The organism is Stenotrophomonas rhizophila, from assembly GCF_020857975.1.
Classification (GTDB): domain Bacteria; phylum Pseudomonadota; class Gammaproteobacteria; order Xanthomonadales; family Xanthomonadaceae; genus Stenotrophomonas; species Stenotrophomonas rhizophila_C.
Map to the genome: position 1 here is coordinate 14,975 of NZ_JACWUO010000016.1, position 20,115 is coordinate 35,089.

18 protein-coding genes are annotated in these 20,115 nt (G+C 68.5%); 2 read left to right on the forward strand and 16 right to left on the reverse strand.

Going from position 1 to position 20,115, the window contains the following annotated elements; genetic code table 11:
* Position 1: 1 nt before the first annotated feature.
* From IC535_RS14340 to IC535_RS18745, 8 genes are all read right to left on the reverse strand, one after another.
* The gene (locus tag IC535_RS14340) at positions 2-439 is read right to left on the reverse strand and encodes a hypothetical protein (protein ID WP_228887163.1); all 438 of its coding nucleotides are present in this window, start codon (positions 437-439) and stop codon (positions 2-4) included.
* A gap of 116 nt (positions 440-555) precedes the next feature.
* Positions 556-948, reverse strand: a complete 393-nt coding sequence (locus IC535_RS14345) for a hypothetical protein (RefSeq protein ID WP_228887162.1) — start codon at positions 946-948, stop codon at positions 556-558.
* Between the two features lie 77 nt (positions 949-1,025).
* The gene (locus IC535_RS14350; RefSeq protein ID WP_228887161.1) at positions 1,026-1,976 is read right to left on the reverse strand and encodes a DUF2268 domain-containing putative Zn-dependent protease; all 951 of its coding nucleotides are present in this window, start codon (positions 1,974-1,976) and stop codon (positions 1,026-1,028) included.
* 81 nt (positions 1,977-2,057) lie between these two features.
* The gene (locus IC535_RS14355; RefSeq protein ID WP_228887160.1) at positions 2,058-2,435 is read right to left on the reverse strand and encodes a VOC family protein; all 378 of its coding nucleotides are present in this window, start codon (positions 2,433-2,435) and stop codon (positions 2,058-2,060) included.
* A 222-nt stretch (positions 2,436-2,657) separates the two neighbouring features.
* Positions 2,658-3,428 (reverse strand): SGNH/GDSL hydrolase family protein, encoded by a 771-nt coding sequence (locus IC535_RS14360; protein ID WP_228887159.1) that lies wholly within the window; start codon positions 3,426-3,428, stop codon positions 2,658-2,660.
* A 120-nt stretch (positions 3,429-3,548) separates the two neighbouring features.
* The gene (locus IC535_RS14365; RefSeq protein WP_228887158.1) at positions 3,549-3,878 is read right to left on the reverse strand and encodes a hypothetical protein; all 330 of its coding nucleotides are present in this window, start codon (positions 3,876-3,878) and stop codon (positions 3,549-3,551) included.
* A 427-nt stretch (positions 3,879-4,305) separates the two neighbouring features.
* On the reverse strand, positions 4,306-5,532 hold the full coding sequence (locus IC535_RS14370; RefSeq protein ID WP_228887157.1) for a cytochrome P450: 1,227 nt from the start codon (positions 5,530-5,532) through the stop codon (positions 4,306-4,308).
* 414 nt (positions 5,533-5,946) lie between these two features.
* Positions 5,947-6,069, reverse strand: coding sequence for a hypothetical protein (locus tag IC535_RS18745; RefSeq protein ID WP_267473054.1), 123 nt, complete (start codon positions 6,067-6,069; stop codon positions 5,947-5,949).
* A 153-nt stretch (positions 6,070-6,222) separates the two neighbouring features.
* Between IC535_RS18745 and IC535_RS14375 the strand changes: the two genes are divergently transcribed.
* Together IC535_RS14375 and IC535_RS14380 are read left to right on the forward strand one after the other, a co-directional pair.
* Positions 6,223-6,999 (forward strand): HipA family kinase, encoded by a 777-nt coding sequence (locus tag IC535_RS14375; protein ID WP_228887156.1) that lies wholly within the window; start codon positions 6,223-6,225, stop codon positions 6,997-6,999.
* The gene (locus tag IC535_RS14380; protein WP_228887155.1) at positions 6,977-7,366 is read left to right on the forward strand and encodes a DUF3037 domain-containing protein; all 390 of its coding nucleotides are present in this window, start codon (positions 6,977-6,979) and stop codon (positions 7,364-7,366) included. The genes IC535_RS14375 and IC535_RS14380 overlap by 23 nt, the downstream gene beginning before the upstream one ends.
* Before the next feature lie 52 nt (positions 7,367-7,418).
* Here IC535_RS14380 and IC535_RS14385 read toward each other — a convergent pair whose 3' ends face one another.
* The 8 genes from IC535_RS14385 to ligA all read right to left on the reverse strand — a co-directional run bounded on the left by IC535_RS14385 (position 7,419) and on the right by ligA (position 19,850).
* The gene (locus IC535_RS14385) at positions 7,419-7,871 is read right to left on the reverse strand and encodes an REP-associated tyrosine transposase (protein ID WP_228887154.1); all 453 of its coding nucleotides are present in this window, start codon (positions 7,869-7,871) and stop codon (positions 7,419-7,421) included.
* 262 nt (positions 7,872-8,133) lie between these two features.
* Positions 8,134-10,623 (reverse strand): membrane-bound PQQ-dependent dehydrogenase, glucose/quinate/shikimate family, encoded by a 2,490-nt coding sequence (locus IC535_RS14390; RefSeq protein ID WP_228887153.1) that lies wholly within the window; start codon positions 10,621-10,623, stop codon positions 8,134-8,136.
* Between the two features lie 240 nt (positions 10,624-10,863).
* Complete coding sequence (gyrA, locus tag IC535_RS14395; protein WP_228887152.1) at positions 10,864-13,563, reverse strand: DNA gyrase subunit A; 2,700 nt, start codon at positions 13,561-13,563, stop codon at positions 10,864-10,866.
* Positions 13,564-13,888: 325 nt separating this feature from the next.
* Positions 13,889-14,950 carry an S-methyl-5-thioribose-1-phosphate isomerase gene (mtnA, locus tag IC535_RS14400; protein WP_228887151.1) on the reverse strand — a complete coding sequence of 354 codons (1,062 nt, stop codon included), beginning with the start codon at positions 14,948-14,950 and terminating at the stop codon, positions 13,889-13,891.
* An 89-nt stretch (positions 14,951-15,039) separates the two neighbouring features.
* The gene (locus IC535_RS14405) at positions 15,040-15,696 is read right to left on the reverse strand and encodes a DUF3011 domain-containing protein (RefSeq protein ID WP_228887178.1); all 657 of its coding nucleotides are present in this window, start codon (positions 15,694-15,696) and stop codon (positions 15,040-15,042) included.
* A 212-nt stretch (positions 15,697-15,908) separates the two neighbouring features.
* On the reverse strand, positions 15,909-16,853 hold the full coding sequence (gene epmA / locus IC535_RS14410) for an EF-P lysine aminoacylase EpmA (protein WP_228887150.1): 945 nt from the start codon (positions 16,851-16,853) through the stop codon (positions 15,909-15,911).
* Positions 16,850-17,335, reverse strand: coding sequence for a GNAT family N-acetyltransferase (locus IC535_RS14415; protein ID WP_228887149.1), 486 nt, complete (start codon positions 17,333-17,335; stop codon positions 16,850-16,852). Before IC535_RS14415 ends, epmA begins: the two co-directional genes overlap by 4 nt.
* 52 nt (positions 17,336-17,387) lie before the next feature.
* Positions 17,388-19,850, reverse strand: a complete 2,463-nt coding sequence (ligA, locus tag IC535_RS14420; protein ID WP_228887148.1) for an NAD-dependent DNA ligase LigA — start codon at positions 19,848-19,850, stop codon at positions 17,388-17,390.
* Between the last annotated feature and the right edge of the window lie 265 nt (positions 19,851-20,115).

Below are 20,115 nucleotides of genomic sequence, written 5' to 3' on the forward strand. Positions count from 1 at the left end.
CTCATCCCTGCGGATCGTCCAGCGAATGGTCGAGCAGGAACTGGCTGACCCGCTGGCGCAGCGGCAGGTCGTCGGTCAGCCGGGCAGCGTCGTCTGCGCGCAGCGCGAAGGCGTAGGCGATGGCCGGCTCTGCCAATACAAGATGGCGCTGCGCCAGCTCCATGCAGATCGAGGCTTCCGCCTCGGCCGAGCCCAGCTGGCGCACCTGCAGCAACGCACGCTGGTACAGGCCGATCGCCACGCGGTCGTCGCGGGTGAAATCGGCCAGGGTTTCCCACAGGAACGGATGGTCGCGGCCAGCGTCGGCCATGGCGTGGCAGAACTCGCGCAACTGCCCGTGCAACTGCCATTGCGCGCGCGTGTCGCCGGCGCTGGAAGCCTCGGCGATGGCGCGGGCGATGCCCAGCACGTGCTGGTGGATGTCTTCGGGTATGTCCATGCGCCCATCCTAACGGGGCGAGTGCCGCAGCGCCGCGCAAGCTCCTGGACAACGCAGACGATGCCAGCTCCCACGGCAGCACCAGGGTGAACTGCAACGGCCGCGCATGCGTCCGCTCAGATCGCGCTGGCGGCCTGGAAGATCGGCAGGTACAGCGCGAACACGGTGAAGATCGCACCCAACGCCAGCGCCGCCATGCCGGCCAACCCGGCCAGCAGCGGTCCGGCACTGCCGCCCAGACGCCACAGCAGCAGCACCGCTGGCGGGCCCAGCCAGGCCACCGCATAGCCGTGGGCGAACGCCTGCGTCAACGCGGGCGCGGGCATGCCTGCATCGGCCCACGGTTGCAACAGCTCCGGCACCACGCTGGCGCCCAGCACGGTCATCACCGCCGCGGCGAAACCGCTGCAGAACAGCCCCAGCAGCAACCCGCCCAGACCGGTGGCCCAACGCGGCACACGCAACCCAGCGCGCCGCAGGGAAGCATGGGTAAGACGGGGGTCGCGCATGGCAGGCTCCGCAGGAAGGGTATCGGGCAACGCCCGCGTGTGCCGCGAGTATAGCCATGCCCCGCCGCGGAGCTGCCCTACTCCAGCGTGTCGATCGATGGCTGCACCATGCCGGGTGTCCAGCCGCTTTCGGCCAGCAGCTTCCTGGGATCGTCCACCGCCATCAGATGCCGCAATGCCGCCCTGCGGTCTTTGGCCTGGAGGTAGTAGGCCTTGGCGATGCGGTAGCCGACCCAGTAGCCCAGGTCGTAGGGCTGATCGGGGCTGCGGTAGTTGTAGGCCCAGGCCGAGAGATCGGTACTGTCCATGTCGCGCACGAAGGCCGTCTCGATCTCCGCTTCGCGGCCGCGCGTCCACTCGGCGTGGCGCGCGTTGCCGACATTGCCGGAAATCACCTCGGCAACCAGCTCGGCAACGCCTTCGGCCACCGACACCCGCAACACCGTGGCGGTAGGATCGCCGATCTCGAACTCGGTGATCGGCCCCTGCTGGACGTGCGCGTATTCGTGCGCGATGACGTGCACGAAGCGGTCCTGCACGTTCGGGTTCATGAAATCGGCCGAACACAGCGCTTCCAGCCCGATGGTCACGCCGGCCGGTTCGGCGATGCCCACCGGGCGGCCGCGACCCACTACGATCGCCACCGGCGGCAGGCGCGCCTGCGGATGGGCGGCCAGCAGGTGCTGGAACGATTCGGCCAGGCGCTGCTTCGCCACAGGCAATTCGGCCAGGCACTGCCTGGCCTTGGCATACATCGCCGGGTCCTTGCCCATCTGGTCGGCGATGCGCTGCGCGGTCACCCGGCGCAGCTTGGCAAAGGTGTGCAGGCTGGGCGAGCCCTTGGCCAGGTAGTCCTGCTCGAGCTGCTGCACCGTGGGCCTGCCCCCGGTGGCGTCGTAGAGCGCGAAGAAACGCGTGGCGTCTTCGATGTGGATGTCCGGCCCGCGCGCGGGGGCCGCGTGGGCGGCCCCGCCAAGCAACAGCGCCAGCGCCAGCGCCAGCAATGTCATGCGCAGTGCGTCGAGCATGCCTGCCCCCGGGTGTGGATGTCGGGGTTGTATAGCGCGGGCGGCGGCCACCACGCCAGTGCCGGGGAACGGAACGTTCCCTCAGCCAGCCGGCTTGCTCACCGCCTCGATGCGATGGCCGTCCGGGTCGATCACGAACGCGGCGTAATACGCATCGCCATAGTCCGGCCGCAGCCCGGCGGCGCCATTGTCGATGCCACCATGGGCCAGCGCCGCACGATGGAATGCGCCGACGGCTTCGGCCGTGCCGGCAGCAAAGGCCAGGTGGAACCCCGCGCCCGGCGGGCTGGCGTCGTCGCGCAGCTTCAGGCACAGCAGATCCTGGTCGTCGATCAGCCCGTAGCCGATCGCGGTGTCGTCCTCGAACACCCGGCGGTAGCCCAGCGCGCCGAGCACGGCGTCATAGAACGCGCCGGCCACCGCCAGGTCGCGGACGCCAAGGGAAAGGTGATGCAGCATGCGGACGTCCTTGCCATGAGTGCGGAATGCACCGGCGTATTGTAGTGCGCATTGCGCAGCGCACCGCCCAACGCCTATCCGCAGGCGGCCACCAGCGCCTGCAACTGCGCCGCTACCCGGTCGAACGGTGCGATGTCCTGGGCGGCGCCCGGCTGCCGAAGCGCTGCTGGCCGCCGATGCGGCGCCCAAGCTGGACGACACCTGAGCCCTGAGCCGTTCCGCTCAGCGCCGCTGCGCCAGCGCCTTGCCGATTGCCGCCTCGGCCAGCGGCGCCATGCGCGCATAGCCGGCCGCGGTGGGATGCACGCCGTCTTCGGCCAGTGCCTTGTCCAGGCCACCGTCGCGATTGGTCAGCGCGGTGTAGTAATCCAGATAGATCGCGTGGTGGGCGGCGGCATGGCGCTGCAGCGCCGCGTTGAGCGCGCGCACCTTCGGCGCCGGTGCAATGCCGGGCATCCACGGGTATTCGCTGACCGGCAGCACCGAGGCCAGCACCACCGTGATGCGATGTGCCCGGGCCAGCTCCAGCATCGATTGCAGGTTGTCTTCGATCATCGCCTGGGTGGCCGGGCCGGTATTGCCGGCGATGTCGTTGGTACCGGCCAGGATCACCACCACCGCCGGTTGCAGCGCAATCACGTCCTGGCGGAAGCGCAGCAGCATCTGCGCGGTGGTCTGTCCGCTGATGCCGCGGTTGATATAGCCCTTGCCCGGGAAGAACGTATCGCTGCCGGTGCGGCCCCAGCCTTCGGTGATCGAGTCGCCGAACAGCACCACCCGCGGCTGGCCCTTCTTCGGCGCCGGCAATGCGGCGTTCTCGGCCCGGTAGTAGTGCAGTTGCGGCCAGTCACGCAGCCGCTGCTGTGCGTCGCTGCGCCGGTCCTCCACCGGCGCAACGCCGGGCGCCGGTGGCGCCGCAGGCTCGGCCCGGACGGCCGGCGACAGCAGGGAAAGCGCGGTAGCGGCAACGACGGCGTGCAACAGCGAGGGCATCGGTGGATCTCCCGTGGTGGCTGGACAGAGGCTAGCATGCACGCCATGCCGGTAGCCGGCGCAGGCACGCCGCCGAGGGTCGGGGAGCGGGCCGCCGGGTGCACCGCAGGCGCACCGAGCCTAGTGCCGCACGCGCAGGTCCCAGGTCACCAGGTAATCCGGATCCAACACCATGGTGCCATTGGACTGCATGCGGTACGCGCCGGGCTCGGCGGCCAGATACTGCTCCAGCAAGGGCGGCAGATACCGCTCGTGCCCGTCCACGTCATCGCACAACACCACGCCTTCATCGACGTTGATGCGCAGCACCGTGCCCGCATACTGCTGCCGGTCCTGCATCCGACCGTCATGGCCGTAGCGGGTCACCCCCACCAGGACCAGTTTGCCGATCATCTGTTCGGCCTTGGACGCATCCAGGGAAAGCCGGTCACCGTTGAACCCTTCGTTCATCGCTGCGTCTCCTCAATGCCTGGAGCCATCCTAGACCAGGATCCGCATCGCCACCCCATGCCGTGATTTGCGCTTATGTTTGCTTCATCCAGTCCCTTTCGGGGGCCGTCACTTTCACGCAGGCCATGCACATGCCCAGGTATGTAGGTATTCAATCGTGGGCCATCGCGGTGGGTGCACTGGCGCTGTGCGCATACGCGCCTGCAGCGGAGCATTCGCCGACGTTGCACGCATCCCTCCCCGACGGCATCGACTGCCGTTGAACCTGCCGGGCAACTGCTGCAGCGTCAAGATGGATACAGTTCCCGAAGACAGTACGCCTTCGGGCGCCGCTCCATCCCTGCGTCCGTCTGGTAACGCGGCAATCGGCGCCCCCGCCGGCGGTGAAGCGTGATCGCCACGCCGGCGATCTGCCAACGCCGCACCGTCACCCCGGTGCCGGCGTCACCACGCCCCTGAACGCCATCGGCAATGCGAACCCTTCCAGCTTCATCCACGGTGCCGGATCGGTCTGTACCTGGATATCGAACTCGCGGGTGACCAGGGCGCAGAACAGCACGAGCTGCGCATGCCCGACGGCGCTGCCGATGCAGGCGCGCGAGGCGAAGCCGAACGGGACGTAGGCGCCCTTGTTCGGCTGCCGGCGCGAGGGCAGCCAGCGGTCCGGGTCGAACACGTCCGGTGCGTCCCAGAACTCGGGGGAGTGATGCTGGTAATAGGAGGACAGCTCGTAGGCGGCGCCCTTCTTGATCGACACCCCTTCGGCATCGATGTCGTGCCAGGCCGGGCGGCGCAGCGCGAACAGCCCGGGCCAGACCCGGATGGTTTCCTTGATGAAGCGCGAGGTGCACGGCAGTTCCCGCATCGGCAGCGTGTACAGCGCCTCCAGGCTGAGCGCGGTGGTTTCCGCACGGATGCGCTGCTGCCACTCGGGGTAACGGTGCATCGCATACAGCAGGCTGGCCGCGGTAAGCCCGGGCAGGCCGGACATGCCGGCCAGCACGGTCGAGACCAGGTAGGCCACCCGATCCACGCCGATGCGGTCGGCCAGCGGAAGCAGCGACTGCAGGAAATCGTCGCGCGGCTCCGCCGCGCGGGCGCGGCGCTTGATATGCCGCACCACCGTGCGCGCGGCGCGGCGCGACAAGTGGAAGTTCAGCACCCGGCGCCAGAACGAGAAGTCCTGCAGCACGATGCCGTTGTAGCGGGTTTTCTGCTCGCCGATCAGCGCATCGGTATCGCGTTGGTCCATGCCGTCGACCAGCAGCGGCAACAGCGATTCGGAGATGGTCCACCAGCTCAGTTCGCTCAAGTCCTGTACCGCGCCGCAGCGCCGGGTCAGGAAGGCGTGCATGCGCGCGTACAGGCCGCGCATGTGCTGGGGCGCCGCCAGCCGACCGCCCTGCTCACTGAGCAAGGCGCGCACCTCGCGCCAGGCCACCGGTGCGGCCGCGCCGCGCAGGCCCAGGTAGTCGATCAGGGAATCGGGAACGGTGTGCTGGTCGGTATTGGCCTTGTCGACCTTGACCGCCAGCGCCGGATCGAAAATGCCGACCACCTCGTTCTGGAAAGTGAGCACCGGTCCTTCGCGGCCGACCCGCTCCAGCAGGTGGTCGATTGAAACTACTTCCGCATCTGCTGCACGATCGGCCATCGCCCACCCCCGAAATACCAGGGGTGGCCATTGGCCACCCCTGGAATGTTCATGAAAATACGCCGAGCATCTACGCTTAGAAAATAATCCAGTAGATGTATTTCGAGCGGATGCTCTGGGTGGGACTGTGCGAACGCAGATTCAGGGATACTTGCATAGCGCGAACAAAACCAGCCATAACATGACTCCTTAGTTGTTTTGTTGCAACCTGATATCGAATGCCAGCCGATTGACTGGCGCTACCGTTCTAGCACGCACCGCAACGGCGGGCACGCGGTATTTGATCGAATGTGGCGGGCGCACCTCTATTTTGTGATGCACTAAACATTTTCACCGACTACATAAACCCATTTACGTTTGACCTCAGTCGCGCCGGGCACTTTCCTAGGCAGGCGATGGACGCAGGCAGGCGGTTTACTCCAGCGAACGCGGGCTGCTGGTGGAGGTGTGCAGGCGGTCGCCATGGAACATGAAGAACAGCTGCAACGTCATCGGGTGGGTCGCGGTGCCGCCCTTGGCGAGGTGGTCGTCGGCCACACACTCGGTGACGTCCGCACCGGCAGCGGTCCGGGTGCACCCCGATCAGTTCGTGGATCGCAGCCGATGGTGCGCCCGGGGCGCGGCAGCGCCGTCGGAATACGGATGCGCCTCACGGTAAGATGACGCCGCAACCCCGTCAATGGATCCGGCATGCGCACCGTGCACGCACTTCGCTACATCACCCCGCTCCGCGAGGGCGGCTCGCTGCCCGCCGTGGTCGAGACCGACGACGACGGGATGGTGGTGCTCAAGTTCCGTGGTGCCGGGCAAGGGCCGAAGGCGTTGATCGCCGAGTTGATCGCCGGTGAGATGGCGCGCAGCATCGGCCTGCCGATTCCGGAGGTCGTGCTGGTCGAACTGGACCGGGAATTCGCCCGCACCGAACCGGACCCGGAGATCCAGGACCTCATCCGCGCCAGCGAGGGGCTCAACCTGGGCAGCGATTACCTGCCCGGCGCGATCAATTACGACCCGGCCGCGATGCCGGTGGATGCCGGGCTGGCCTCGCGCATCGTCTGGTTCGACGCGCTGATCAGCAACGTGGACCGCACCGCGCGCAACCCGAACCTGATGGTCTGGCACCGCCAGCTGTACCTGATCGACCATGGCGCGGCGATGTACTTCCACCACGACTGGGCCAGCGCCGGCGATGCCTGCGAGAAGCCGTTCGTGTTGATTCGCGACCATGTGCTGCTGCCGTTCGCCAGCCGCATCGCCGAGGCCGACGCCGAACTTGCCGGCCTGCTGCCCGATGCCGAGATCGAGCGCATCGTCGCACTGGTGCCCGACAGCTGGCTGGTGAATGAGCCGGCGTTCGACAGCCCGGCGGCGTACCGCCAGGCCTATGTCGATTACCTCAAGCGCCGCCTGCAGGTGCGTGCCGTGTTCGTCCAGGAGGCCGTCCGTGCCCACGCTGCATACCTATGACTATGCCGTGATCCGCGTGGTACCGCGGGTCGAACGCGAGGAGTTCATCAACGTCGGGGTGATCGTGTCCTGCCCCGGCGCCAGGCACCTGGAAGCGGCGATCGAGATCGATCCGGTGCGGATGCAGGCCTTCGCGCCCAGCCTGGACCTGGATGCGCTGCAACCCTGGCTGGATGCGATCGTGGCGATCTGCCGCGGCGACGCCGATGCCGGCCCGATCGCGCAGTTGCCGGCGCGCGCGCGCTTCCATTTCCTCACCGCCAAGCGCAGCTCGGTGGTGCAGATGTCCAGCACGCATGTGGGCCGCACCGCCGATCCGCCCGGGGTGGTGGAGCATTTGTTGCGCAAGATGGTGCGGGTGCCGTAGCGCCGGGCTCTGCCCGGCTGCTTTTCGGTTACAGGCCGGGCAGAGCCCGGCGCTACGGGGGTGGCCATCGGCACCAGGCGAAGGGGTAGCTGTTCATGCCAGTGGCCAGCCCCGCGCGCACGGGGTTGGCCAGGATGTAGGTTGCTTCGGCCATCAGCTGGCGTTCGTCGCGCTGCAGCTGGTCGTAATAGCCTGGCTGCCAGACTGTCCCTTGGCGACCGTTCAACTGGTTAAGCGCTTTTGCCGACCGGGATTTGAACGTCCGCATCACGATCGACAGCGGGGTGTCGCGCAGGCAGAACATCCAATGGATGTGGTCCGGCATCACCACCCATGCCATTGATTCGGTACGGCCCTGCTCGTCGGAGGCGCGCAGCCAGTGGATGACTTCCTTCGCGTTTGCTGTATCGACAAACAGGCGGGCGCGCCGCGCCGTGACGGTGGTGACTACGTAATAGCTGCCGGCGCTGGAAATGCGTCCACGCTGTAGAGAGGGGCTGGCCATACGCGCATCGTGGGCGACCATGGCCAATGGATGAAGCGGGGAAATCTGCGGGATCGTGTCAGGGGTTTCCGCGACGTCGCGTTGCGGTGGTGCCGGGTTTTGCCTGGCTTGTGTCGGTGTTCGCAGAGCAGCCGGGTAGAACCCGGCTCTACGGCTTGGCGGTGAGCGCCGCGCGCATGGCGATGCGTTCGTCCGATCGGCGCCCGGCGGTCCAATGGCGCGGCTCTACGATCCTGTGCCTGCAGCCGGGTAGAACCCGGCTCTACGGCAGCGCATAGGCAATCACGTAATCGCCCGCCGGGGTTTCCATGAAGTGGTGGCCGCCGGCCATGATCACCACGTACTGGCGCCCGCCGGATGCATAGACCATCGGGTTGGCCTGGCCGCCGGCCGGCAGTTTGGCGTGCCACAGTTCCTTGCCGGTCTTCAGGTCGATGGCGCGCAGCAGGTCGTCGGTGGCCGCGGCGATGAAGATCAGGCCGCCGGCGGTGACCACCGCGCCGCCATTGTTGGGCGTGCCGATCTCGATCGGCAGGCCCGAGCGGATACCGAACGGGCCATTGCCGCGGGCGCTGCCGAACGGGCGATCCCACAGGGTCTCGCCGGTACGCAGGTCGATCGCACGGATGCCGCCGTAAGGGGGCTGCTTGCACAGCAGCCTGGTGAACGGCAGGCGCCAGCCGGCGTTGACGTCGATCGCATACGGCGTACCGGCCTGCGGGTCGCCGGCGCCTTCGGCACCGCCCTTGTCGGCGCGCACCTGTTCGCGCGGCACCCAGCCCAGTTGGTCGGCCCTGGCACGCGGCACCAGCAGGTTGTAGTTGGGCATGTCGTTGTAATTGGCCACGATCACCCCGCGACGCGGGTCCACCGCCACGCTGCCCCAGTCCGAGCCACCGTTGTAGCCGGGGTACTCGATGGAATGGCGGTCGGCGGTCGGCGGGGTGTAGAAGCCCTCGTAGCTGGCCTTGCGGAACTGGATGCGGCATACCAGCTGGTCGATCGGGGTCATGCCCCACATGTCGCGCTCGGTCAGGTCCGGCTTGCGCAGCGTGTGGTACAGCGAGAACCGCTGGGTGCGGGCGCGCTGCGCCGGCTCGACCCCGCCGCCGGGCACCGCGCGTTCCTCGGCCGGGGTCAGCAACTGGCCGGTGCGGCGGTCCAGCACGTACAGGTCGCCCTGCTTGGTCGGCAGCAGCAGGGCCGGCACCTTGCCGGCGGCGGTCGGGTAATCGACCAGGGTGGCCTGCGAGCCCAGGTCGTAGTCCCAGACGTCCTTGCGCACCGCCTGGAAATGCCAGACCGGCTTGCCGGTGTTGACGTCGATGGCGACCAGCGAGGTGGCGTAGGTGTTCTGGGCGTCGGTGCGCGACCCGCTCCAGTAATCGCCGGCCGCATTGCCCATCGGCAGGTAGACCAGGCCGAGCTGGTCATCGCCGGTGGCGGTGGTCCACATGTTCGGGGTGCCACGGGTATAGGTCTGCCCGTGCGGCGGTGCGCCGCTGCGGCCGGGCTGGTCCATGTCCCAGGCCCAGCGCAGCGCGCCGGTGACCGCGTCGTAGGCCTGGATCACCCCCGACGGCGCATCGCGGCGCTGGCCGTCCAGCACCTGGTGGCCGGTGACCACCACGCCCTGCACGATCGCCGGCGGCGAGGTGATCGACACATACCCCGGCGGGCTGTCGCCCATGCCTGCGGTGATGTCGACCTGGCCGTTGTTGCCAAAGCCGGTGCAGGGCTTGCCGGTGGCCGCGTCCACCGCGATCAGGCGGCCGTCCAGGGTGCCTTCGATGATCCGCGTCGCGCAGGCGCTGCGCGGCAGGTGGGTCAGCAGCGGCACGCCGGCCGGCGGTACCGCCAGGTCGGCGGCCACATCGGCCAGTGCCGGGTCCTGGGCGGTGGCCGGCACTTCGTAATAGGCCACGCCGCGGCAGGCGGCCGTGTACGGGATGGAGGCATCCTTGACCTTGGGGTCGAAGCGCCAGCGTTCGCTGCCGTCGGCGGCGTTGAGCGCGATCAACTGGTTGCGGGCGGTGCACAGGTACAGGCTGTCGCCCACCTTGAGCGGCGTGGTCTCGGCGCCCCAGCGTTTTTCCGGCAGGTCGCCGGTACGGAACACCCAGGCCTGCTGGAGGGTGCCGACATTCTCGGCGGTGATCTGCTGCAGCGGCGAGAAGCGGGTGGCGGCGTTGTTGCGGCCGTAGGCGGCCCAGTCGCCCTCGGCCGGGCGGTCGGCCGGCTGCAGCGGCGCATCGCGGGCCGGGGCCAGCCCGGCGCTGCTGATCGGCTCGGGGAAGGCGCCGCTGGCGGCGGTGACCCCGTGCGGCACGAAGGCCAGGGTGAAGGCGGCCACGAACACCAGCGCCAGCACGCCGGCGATGCTGCGCGAGAGCGTGCGCGACACCGGGCGGTCCAGGCGCGGCAACAGCAGCGCCAGCACGAAGGCCAGGCCGACCATCAACCCCAGCCGTGGCACCCAGCGCCAGTAGTTGCCGCCGGACTCCCACCAGGTCCACAGCACGGTGCCGGCCAGCACCAGGGCGAACCATAGCGCGCCGCTGTAGCGGCCCCGCCACAGCTGCACGCCGGCAATCAGCAGGCCGATGCCGGCCAGCACGTAGTACCAGGAGCCGCCCAGGCTGGCCAACCACGCCCCGCCAGCGGTGAGCACCGCGCCCAGCAGCAGGATCGCCAACGCCAGCGCAGCCAGCAGCACAGGCCGCGCCGGGCGGTTCGGTGTGGAGGTGGACATCGCGGTCTCCCGAAGCATCGGCATCGCCGACGTTGCCGCCGGTCCCGCTGCCGGTTATCCCACCGCCATCGTGAAAGCAACGCGTTCTTTGCCTGCCCGCCCGCGGCGGGAATCGCACCTGCCCTGCCCCGCAACTGCCGGGCAGGCACCCTGTCCGATGCCGGACGCGCGCGAAGGCTGGCGCCACAACGGACAACGCCGGCTTGCGCCGGCGTTGTCCGCGGTACCGTGCAGGCAGGCTCAGGCCTGCGGCGGCACCTGCACCACGTCGGCATCCAGCGCCGCCGGTGCATCTTCTTCCACACCCTCGTCCAGCGAGGCATCCATGCGTTCGACCGCCTGGAGCTTCTCTTCCTTGGACAGACGGATCAGGGTCACGCCCTGGGTGTTGCGGCCGACCCGCGAGATTTCCGAACCACGGGTACGCACCAGGGTGCCACCGTCGGAAATCAGCAGCACTTCGTCGCGCGGCCCCATCAGCACCGCACGCACCAGCTTGCCGTTGCGCTCGGTGGTCTGGATGCCGATCACGCCCTGGGTGCCACGGCCCTTGCGCGGGTAATCCGGCAGCGGGGTGCGCTTGCCGTAGCCGTTCTCGGTGGCGGTGAGGATGTACAGCGCGTTGTCGTCGTCGGCACCGTTCTCGATCGCGGCATCGCCGGTATCGGGCGCGGCCTCTTCGACCTGGCTGTCATCCTCGGCTTCATCGCCGTTGCCGCCGGCGCTTTCGGCCACGATCAGGCTGACCACTTCCTCGCCCTTGGGCATCTTGATGCCGCGCACGCCGGTGGCGGTACGGCCCATCGAGCGGACCTTGTCTTCGCCGAAGCGCACGGTCTTGCCGTTGGAGGCGAACAGCAGGATGTCGCGCTCACCATCGGTCAGGCCGACGCCGACCAGCGCATCGCCTTCATCGAGGTTGATGGCGATCTTGCCGCGCGCCAGACGGAACGCGAACTCGCTCAGCGGGGTCTTCTTGACCGTGCCGTTGCGGGTGGCAAAGAACACGAACTGGCCTTCGGCGTACTCGCGTACCGGCAGCACCGCCTGCACCCGCTCACCGGCTTCCAGCGGAATCCAGTTGATGATCGGGCGGCCACGGGCGTTGGAACCGGCTTCGGGCAGCTGGTGCACCGGCAGCCAGAACACCTTGCCGGCGCTGGTGAAGGTCAACAGGGTGTCGTGGGTGTTGACCAGCCACAGCTGTTCGATGAAATCCTCTTCCTTGGTCGACGCCGCGCTGCGGCCACGGCCACCGCGGCGCTGGGCCCGGTAGGCGCTGACCGGCTGGCGCTTGGCGTAGCCGGCGTGCGACAGGGTGACCACCACGTCTTCCGGGGCGATCAGGTCGAGGATGTCCAGGTCTTCTTCGCTGTGGCGGATCTCGGTGCGGCGCTCGTCGCCGAACTCGGTACGCACGTTGATCAGCTCTTCACGGATCACCTGCAGCAGGCGGTCCGGATCTTCCAGGATGTGGATCAGCCCGGCGATGGTTTCCAGCAGCAGCTTGTACTCTTCGGTCAGGCGGTCCTGCTCCAGCCCGGTCAGGCGGTGCAGGCGCATTTCCAGGATCTGGGTGGCCTGGATCTCGGTCAGCTGGTAGCCGCCGTCGAGCAGGCCAACGCCCTTGGGCAGGTCTTCCGGGCGCGAGGTTTCCGCACCGGCAGCGCCCAGCATCGAACCGACCAGGCCCGGCGCCCACAGGCGGGCGAGCATGCGTTCGCGCGCCTCGGTGGGGTTGGGCGAGGTCTTGATCAGTTCGATCATCTCGTCGATGTTGGCCAGCGCAACGGTCAGGCCTTCCAGCACGTGCGCACGCGCACGCGCCTTGCGCAGCTCGAACACGGTGCGGCGGGTGACCACTTCGCGGCGATGGCGCACGAAGGCCTCGAGCATCTGCTTGAGGTTCATCAACTGCGGGCGGCCGTCGACCAGCGCCACCATGTTGATGCCGAACACCGACTCCATCTGGGTCTGCTGGTAAAGGTTGTTCAACACAACCTCGGCCGACTCGCCGCGCTTGATTTCGATGTAGATGCGCATGCCGTCCTTGTCGGACTCATCGCGCAGCTCGCTGATGCCTTCGAGCTTCTTTTCCTTGACCAGCTCGGCGATCTTCTCGATCAACCGGGCCTTGTTCACCTGGTAGGGAATCTCGGTGACGATGATCGATTCGCGGCCATTGTCGGCCACCTCGACATCGGCCTTGGCGCGGATGCGCACCCGGCCACGACCGGTGCGGTAGCCGGCGATGATGCCGGCGGTACCGTTGATGATGCCTGCGGTCGGGAAGTCCGGGCCGGGGATGTACTCCATCAGGCCGTCGACATCGATGTCCGGGTTGTCGATCAGCGCGATGCAGGCGTTGATCGATTCGGTCAGGTTGTGCGGCGGGATGTTGGTGGCCATGCCCACCGCGATACCGGCCGAACCGTTGACCAGCAGGTTCGGGAACCGGGTCGGCATGACCGTCGGCTCCAGTTCCTTTTCGTCGTAGTTGGGCTGGAAATCGACGGTTTCCTTGTCCAGGTCGGCCATCAGCTCATGGGTGAGCTTGGACATGCGCGCTTCGGTGTAACGCATCGCTGCGGCCGAATCGCCGTCGACCGAACCGAAGTTGCCCTGGCCATCGACCAGCATGTAGCGCAGCGAGAACGGCTGCGCCAGGCGCACCAGCGTGTCGTACACCGACTGATCGCCATGCGGGTGGTACTTACCGATGACGTCACCGACGATACGCGCCGACTTGAAGTAAGGCTTGTTGCTGTGCGCGTTCAACTCACTCATTGCGAACAGCACGCGGCGATGCACCGGCTTGAGGCCATCGCGCGCATCCGGGAGTGCGCGCCCCACGATCACGCTCATCGCGTAATCGAGGTAACTCTTGCGCATCTCGTCTTCCAGGTTGACCTGGATGATTTCCTTGGCGGTTTCTGCCATTCGGGTTCCGTTGTCTGGGTGCGGTCCAGTCCGTCGCGCCAGCCCTTGCGGGGCGGCGGCGCCGGAATCTCGATTAACCGTTGGAGTCTACCACAACAGGTCGATTTCCGCCCGTGTTCAGCGGTGTTTTACCTGCAAGAATCAGGAACTTACGGGGGCGTTGCAGGCGTGGTCGGGGTTCGGTCGGGAAAGCCGTACCGGCCAACGGCCGGTACCTACCCGCGAAGGGTTTGGCCGCCCACCCGGATCCCGGTAGGCCACGACCGTTGGTCGTGGCACGGGCGGCCGTTGGTCGTGGCACCGGGCCACCAACGGCCGTGGTCGCTCAGCCGAAGGCGGCGCGCATGTTCACCGCCGTCGGATTGAGAATCACCCCACGCTCGGTGACGATCGCGTCGATCAGGCTGCCCGGGGTGACGTCGAATACCGGGTTCCAGGCGGCGATGCCCTCGGCCACGGTGCGCGTGCCCCCTACCCCGTACAGCTCGCCCGGGTCGCGCTGTTCGATCTCGATCTGCCCGCCGTCGGCGGTGTCCATGTCCACGGTCGAGGACGGGGCCACCACCATGAACTTGACCCCGTGGTGGCGGGCGGCAATGGCCAGCTGGTAGGTACCGATCTTGTTGGCGGTATCGCCGTTGGCGCAGATCCGGTCGGCGCCGACGATCACCCATTGCACCGCCCCGGTCTTCATCAGGTGCGCGGCGGCCGAATCGGCGATCAGGGTGGCGTCGATACCATCCTGCTGCAGCTCCCACACCGTCAGCCGCGCGCCCTGCAGCCACGGCCGGGTCTCGCCGGCGAACACCTTGGCGATGCGCTGCTGGGCCATGCCGGCGCGGATCACGCCCAGCGCGGTGCCGAAGCCGGCGGTGGCCAGCGAACCGGTGTTGCAATGGGTCAGCACGCCGCTGCCGGCCTCGATCAGGCCCGCGCCGAGGGCGCCCATATGGCGGTTGGCGGCCAGGTCCTCGTCGGCGATCGCCTGCGCCTCGGTGACCAGCACCTGCTGCCAGTCGGCACCGGCCAGGGCCAGCGCGCGGCGCATCCGGGCCAGCGCCCAGGCCAGGTTGACCGCCGTCGGGCGCGCCGCGTTGAGCCGCTGCAGCGCCGGTTCCAGCTTGGCCAGCGCCTGGGCGCCATCGGCGGCCTGCACGCCCGCGGCGGCCAGCACCACGCCCCAGGCCGCGGCGATGCCGATTGCCGGCGCACCGCGCACGGTCAGGGCGTGGATGGCCTCGGCCACCGCGTCGCTGCCGCGGCATTCCACGTGTTCCACCACGAACGGCAGCTTGCGCTGGTCGAGCAGTTGCAGGGAATCGCCGGTCCACAGGATCGGGCGGATATGGTCGTAACGGGCGTAGTCGATGTCGGTGGATGCGTTCATCGGGCCATTGTAACGGTGCACCGCGCATCGATCAGCGCCCTGCGCTGAACCCATTGCCCGGTGCCCGGCCCGTCAGCGGCCGGCGGTGCTCAGTTCACCAGGAATTCGGCCCGGCAGCCCTTGTCGACCCAGACCCCGCGCGCGTCCCAGCCCCAGCCGGTGCCCTCTTCGCAGGGGCTGCCGGACAGCTGCTTGCTCAGGCGCGCGCCCTTGCCAATGCTGGCCCCGCAGAAACGACGCTGGCGCGATTTGGATTCGCACACCACCGTGCGCGGCACGTCCAGGAATCCCGAGCCGTCGGCGGCGCCGATCTCGAAGTCGCCCTGGCAGCCACGGGTCACCCAGATTTCGTTGCGGCGCACACCCCAGCTGTGGCCTTCACGGCACGGGATGGCCGACAGCTGGCGCAGCAGCCTTACCGGCGCGCCCTGCAGCACCACCGGGCAGTTCTGCGGGCGGCCGTTGGATTCGCAGCGCAACACCCGGCGCACCAGGCGCGGCCCGCCGGCGGCATTGCGGCCTGCCGGGGCGCGGCTGCGGAACTCGCCACGACACCCCAGCGTCACCCACACCCCGGAGCGGTCGGTACCCCACTCGGTGCCGCGGACGCAGCTGTTGTCCGACAGCTGGCGGACCAGGTCCACGCCCTGCTCCACCGGCATATCGCAGTGCACCCATTCCATGTCGCGCGATTCGCAGCGCACCACCTGGCCGGCATAGCCGGCCTGGCGCGGCTCGGCCGCCATCGCCGGCAGCACCGCGCCGCACAGCACCAGCGTCCACAGCGGCAGCGTCCAGCGCGGCACGCCGCGCACGGGCAGGTCGGTTACTTCCCACAGCTTCATCAACACAGTCCCCGCCGCACCTGAACGATCACATGACCACCTTCGGACATCCTGCGTGATCAGAGCATCATCATGCAGGCCACGCAAGACATCCGTCAGTCAGGTTGCGCCGTTCATGCACGGGCGAAATCCAGCGCCAGCACGTCGGCAATCCGGCCGGTGCGGTTGAGCGCCATCAGCAGCCGGTCCACGCCGACCGCAACGCCGGCGCAGTCGGGCAATGCCGGCAGCGCGGCAAGCAGGTGTTCATCCAGCGGCGGCAATACCGCGCCGCGCGCGCGGCGCACCGCATGATCGCGTTCGAAGCGTGCGCGCTGTTCAGCCGCGTCGTTGAGTTCGTGGTAGCCGTTGGCCAGTTCAACCGCGCCCAGGTACAGCTCGAAGCGTTCAGCCAGCGGCGGCGTGCCCGGGCGCACCCGTGCCAACGCGGCCTGGCTGGCCGGCCAGTCGTGGACCACGGTCAGGGTGTCCTGGTCGAAGCCGGGCTGGATGCGGTGGGTCATCAACAGATCCAGCCAGTCATCGCGGTTGAGCCCGTCGGCGTGGATGTGGACATCGGCCAGCGGGGCCTGCAACTGCTCCAGCGTGGCGGTGAACGGGTCCAGGCCGAGCCGCTGCTGGTACAGGCTGCGGTAGTCGATGACCTGCAGCCCGGCCTGGCGCTGCACCAGCCCCAGCGCGGCACGCACCAGCGCGACGGTTTCTTCGATCAGGCGGTGGTGGTCCCAGCCGACCCGGTACCACTCCAGCATGGTGAACTCCGGGTTGTGGCGGCCGCCGGCCTCGCCGTTGCGGAACACCCGGCCCAACTCGTAGCAATCGCCGACACCGGCGGCGAGCAGCCGCTTGAGCGGATACTCCGGCGAGGTGCGCAGCCAGCGCTGCGCGCTGCCGGCATCGACATGCCCGCTGAAGCAGGTGTGGAAGCTATCGATGTTCGGTTCGGTGTTGCCGGCGGCCGACAGGATCGGGGTTTCCACTTCGAGTACATCGCGCGCGGCGAAGAACCCGCGGATCAGGGCATTGAGCGCGGCACGCTGGCGCAGGGCGGCAATCATGCGCGGGCGTCGCGCAGGCGCTCGGCCAGCGGCAGGGTCAGCAGGTTGCGGGTGTCATCGACGTAGCCGGTGGCCAGGTACAGCCGCCGCGCCAGTTCGTTGTGGTGGTTCACCTCCAGCCGCATGCGCTGCACGCCGCGGGCGTTGGCGCGCTGCTCCAGGATCGCCAGCGCCTGTTTGCCGCGGCCGCGGCCGCGCGCGGCATGGCCGAGGTAGAGCTCATCGAGCAGGGCGAAATGGCCGCCCTGCTCCAGGCTGAAACCCATCGCCAGCGCCGCGTAACCGACCACGCTGCCGTCTTCGGACAACCACAGCAGCACCTCGCCGTTGCGGGGGTCTTCCAGCAACGCGGCCAGGGCCGGGGCCACCCGCGCGGCGTCGAAGTCCAACTTGTCCTCGGCATAGAACGCGCGCATCAGCCCGAGCAGCAGCTCGGTGTCGGCGACGGTGGCCAGGCGGAAATCGAGGGGGGCGGTATGCATGCGGTTTCTCGTGTGTGGCAGGCAGCGGGGCGCGGCGCGCCCCGCCGTGGGTTCAATGCGCGGCCAGGAAGGCGACCAGGCGGTCTTCGTCCCAGACGTCGATGCCGAGTTCTTCGGCCTTGGCCAGCTTGGAGCCGGCTTCGCTGCCGGCCACCACGAAGGCGGTCTTCTTCGACACGCTGCCGGCCACCTTGGCACCCAGCGCCTCCAACCGCGACTTGGCCTCGTCGCGGCTCATCTGCGCCAGCGTGCCGGTCAGCACCACGGTCTGGCCGTCGAGCGCACCGGCGGGTTGTTCGGCCTGTTCCGGCGCCAGTTCCAGCAGCCTGCGACGGTAGTCCTCGGCCTTGAGCAGCAGCGGGCCATGGCCGTCGCGGTCCAGCCAATCGGCCAGGCCCAGCGCCACCTCGTTGGGCAGGCCGGCGGCGACCAGTTGCACCGGCTCGGCATCCAGCAGTGACGCCGCATCGGGCAGCATGGCGGTCAACTTCTCGGCGCGCAGGCGGGTGATTCCGGGAATTTCGGCCTCCACCAGCAACTGGGCGAAATCCAGTCCGTCGCGCAGTTTCGGCGAAGGCAGGTGCACATCGCCGATGCGCACCTGGCCCACCTGCAGCAGTGCATCGATCGCCTGCTGGTTGCCCGGCTGCTCGAAGAAGTGGCCCAGCGAGCGCGCCACTTCGCCACCGATATCGGGCACGCGCTTGAACAGCGGCCAGGGCAGGTGGCGGATCAGTTCCAGGTCGCCGAACCAAGCGGCCAGCGCCTTGGCGGTGCTTTCGCCCACATGTTCGATGCCCAGCGCGAACAGCAGGCGCTCCAGCGTGGTGGTGCGGCTGGCATCGATCGCGGCGATCAGGTTGTCGGCCCACTTTGTCGCGATCTTCTTCGTGTTCCAGTTGAATGCAGCCGGCATCGCCAGCGCGCGGGCGCGCCAGCCCTCCTCCCTGCCGTCCAACTGCAGGATGCCGCGCAGGTAGTGGCCGCTGCCTTCCGGCGGCAGGTGCAGGCCGACCTGGGCGGCCAGCGCCTCGGGCGATTCGGCGTCCAGTGCCAGCTTGAGCTGCAGCAGCTGGTCGCGGGTGAGGCGGTACAGGTCGGCCACGCCGCGCACGATGCCGGCATCGACCAGGGTTTCGATGTACTTGCCGCCCAGCCCGTCGATGTCCATCGCGCGGCGCGAGGCGAAGTGCGCGATCGCTTCCTTGCGCTGCGCCGGGCAGCTCAACTCGCCCGAGCAGCGCCAGGCGGCCTCGCCCTCTTCGCGGACGATCTCCGAGCCGCACACCGGGCACCGCGAAGGCATCTGCCACGGCGTGGTGCCGGCGGGTCGGCGGTCGGCGATCACGCTGACCACTTCGGGAATCACATCGCCAGCGCGGCGCACGATCACCGTGTCGCCCACGCGCACGTCCAGCCGCGCGATCTGGTCGGCGTTGTGCAGCGTGGCGTTGGAGACGATCACCCCTGCCACCGCGACCGGGTTCAGCCGCGCCACCGGCGTGGCCGCGCCGGTACGGCCGATCTGGATCTCGATCGCCTCCACGGTGGTGGTCTGCTCCTGGGCGGGGAACTTGTGCGCGATCGCCCAGCGTGGCGCGCGCGAGACGAAGCCCATCTGTTCCTGGCCGGCGCGGTCGTCGAGCTTGTAGACCACGCCATCGATATCGAAGGCCAGGCCATCGCGGCGCGCGCCGATGTCGTGGTAGTAGGCCAGCAGGCCGTCGCTGCCCTCCACCACCTTGCACAGGTCGCTGACCGGGAAGCCCCACTGGCGCAGCTGCGCCAGCGTGGCCGAATGGGTGGCCGGCAGCTCGCCGCCCTGCACCTGCCCGGTGCCGTAGGCGTAGAAACTGAGCTTGCGCCTGGCGCTCAACTTCGGATCCAGCTGGCGCAGCGAACCGGCCGCGGCGTTGCGCGGATTGGCCAGCACCTTGCCCTCGTGCAGGCGTGCCTGCGCGTTGTAGGCCTCGAAATCGGCGCGCGCCATGTAGACCTCGCCGCGCACTTCCAGCACCTGCGGCCAGCCCTTGCCGGCAAGCGTCTGCGGAATCACCTCGATCTGGCGCAGGTTGGCGCTGACGTCCTCACCGGTGGCGCCGTCGCCACGGGTGGCGCCCTGCACAAAATGGCCCTGCTCGTAACGCAGGCTGATGGCCAGGCCGTCGAGTTTGGGTTCGGCCGAGAAGTACAGCGCATCGCGGCGCAGACGCTCGCCGATGCGGCGGACGAAATCCTGCACTTCCTCGTCGCTGAAGGCATTGCCCAGCGACAGCATCGGCACCGCGTGGCGGACCTCGGCAAAACGCGAGGATGCCTTGCCGCCCACGCGCTGGGTCGGCGAATCGACACGCGCCAGTTCCGGGTGCGCCTGCTCCAGCTGTTCAAGCTCGCGCACCAGGCGGTCGTACTCGACGTCGGGGATCAGCTGCTCGTCGCGTTCGTGGTACGCCTTGCCGGCATCCTCGATCTGGCGGCGCAGCACGTCGGCACGTTCGGCGGGGCTGGGGCTCATACAGGCGGCAATCCGGAAGGGGCCGCCGATTTTACCTCCCCGCCCCTGCCCGCGCCGAGTGAAGAACGCTGGCCGGCGGTCGGGGGCGGCGGTACCGGGCAGAATCGCAGCCGGATCGAGTGCCGGGGGCAACGTACGGTCTTGGCATGACCTGCGTCGAAGGCAGCGCCGGCCTGGGTCATGCGTTCGCCGCGCCGATCCATGCCGTCGGCAGTCGTTCGGGAACCGACCCTACCGGAGCGGCTTGCGATTGCTGGAAGGTGTG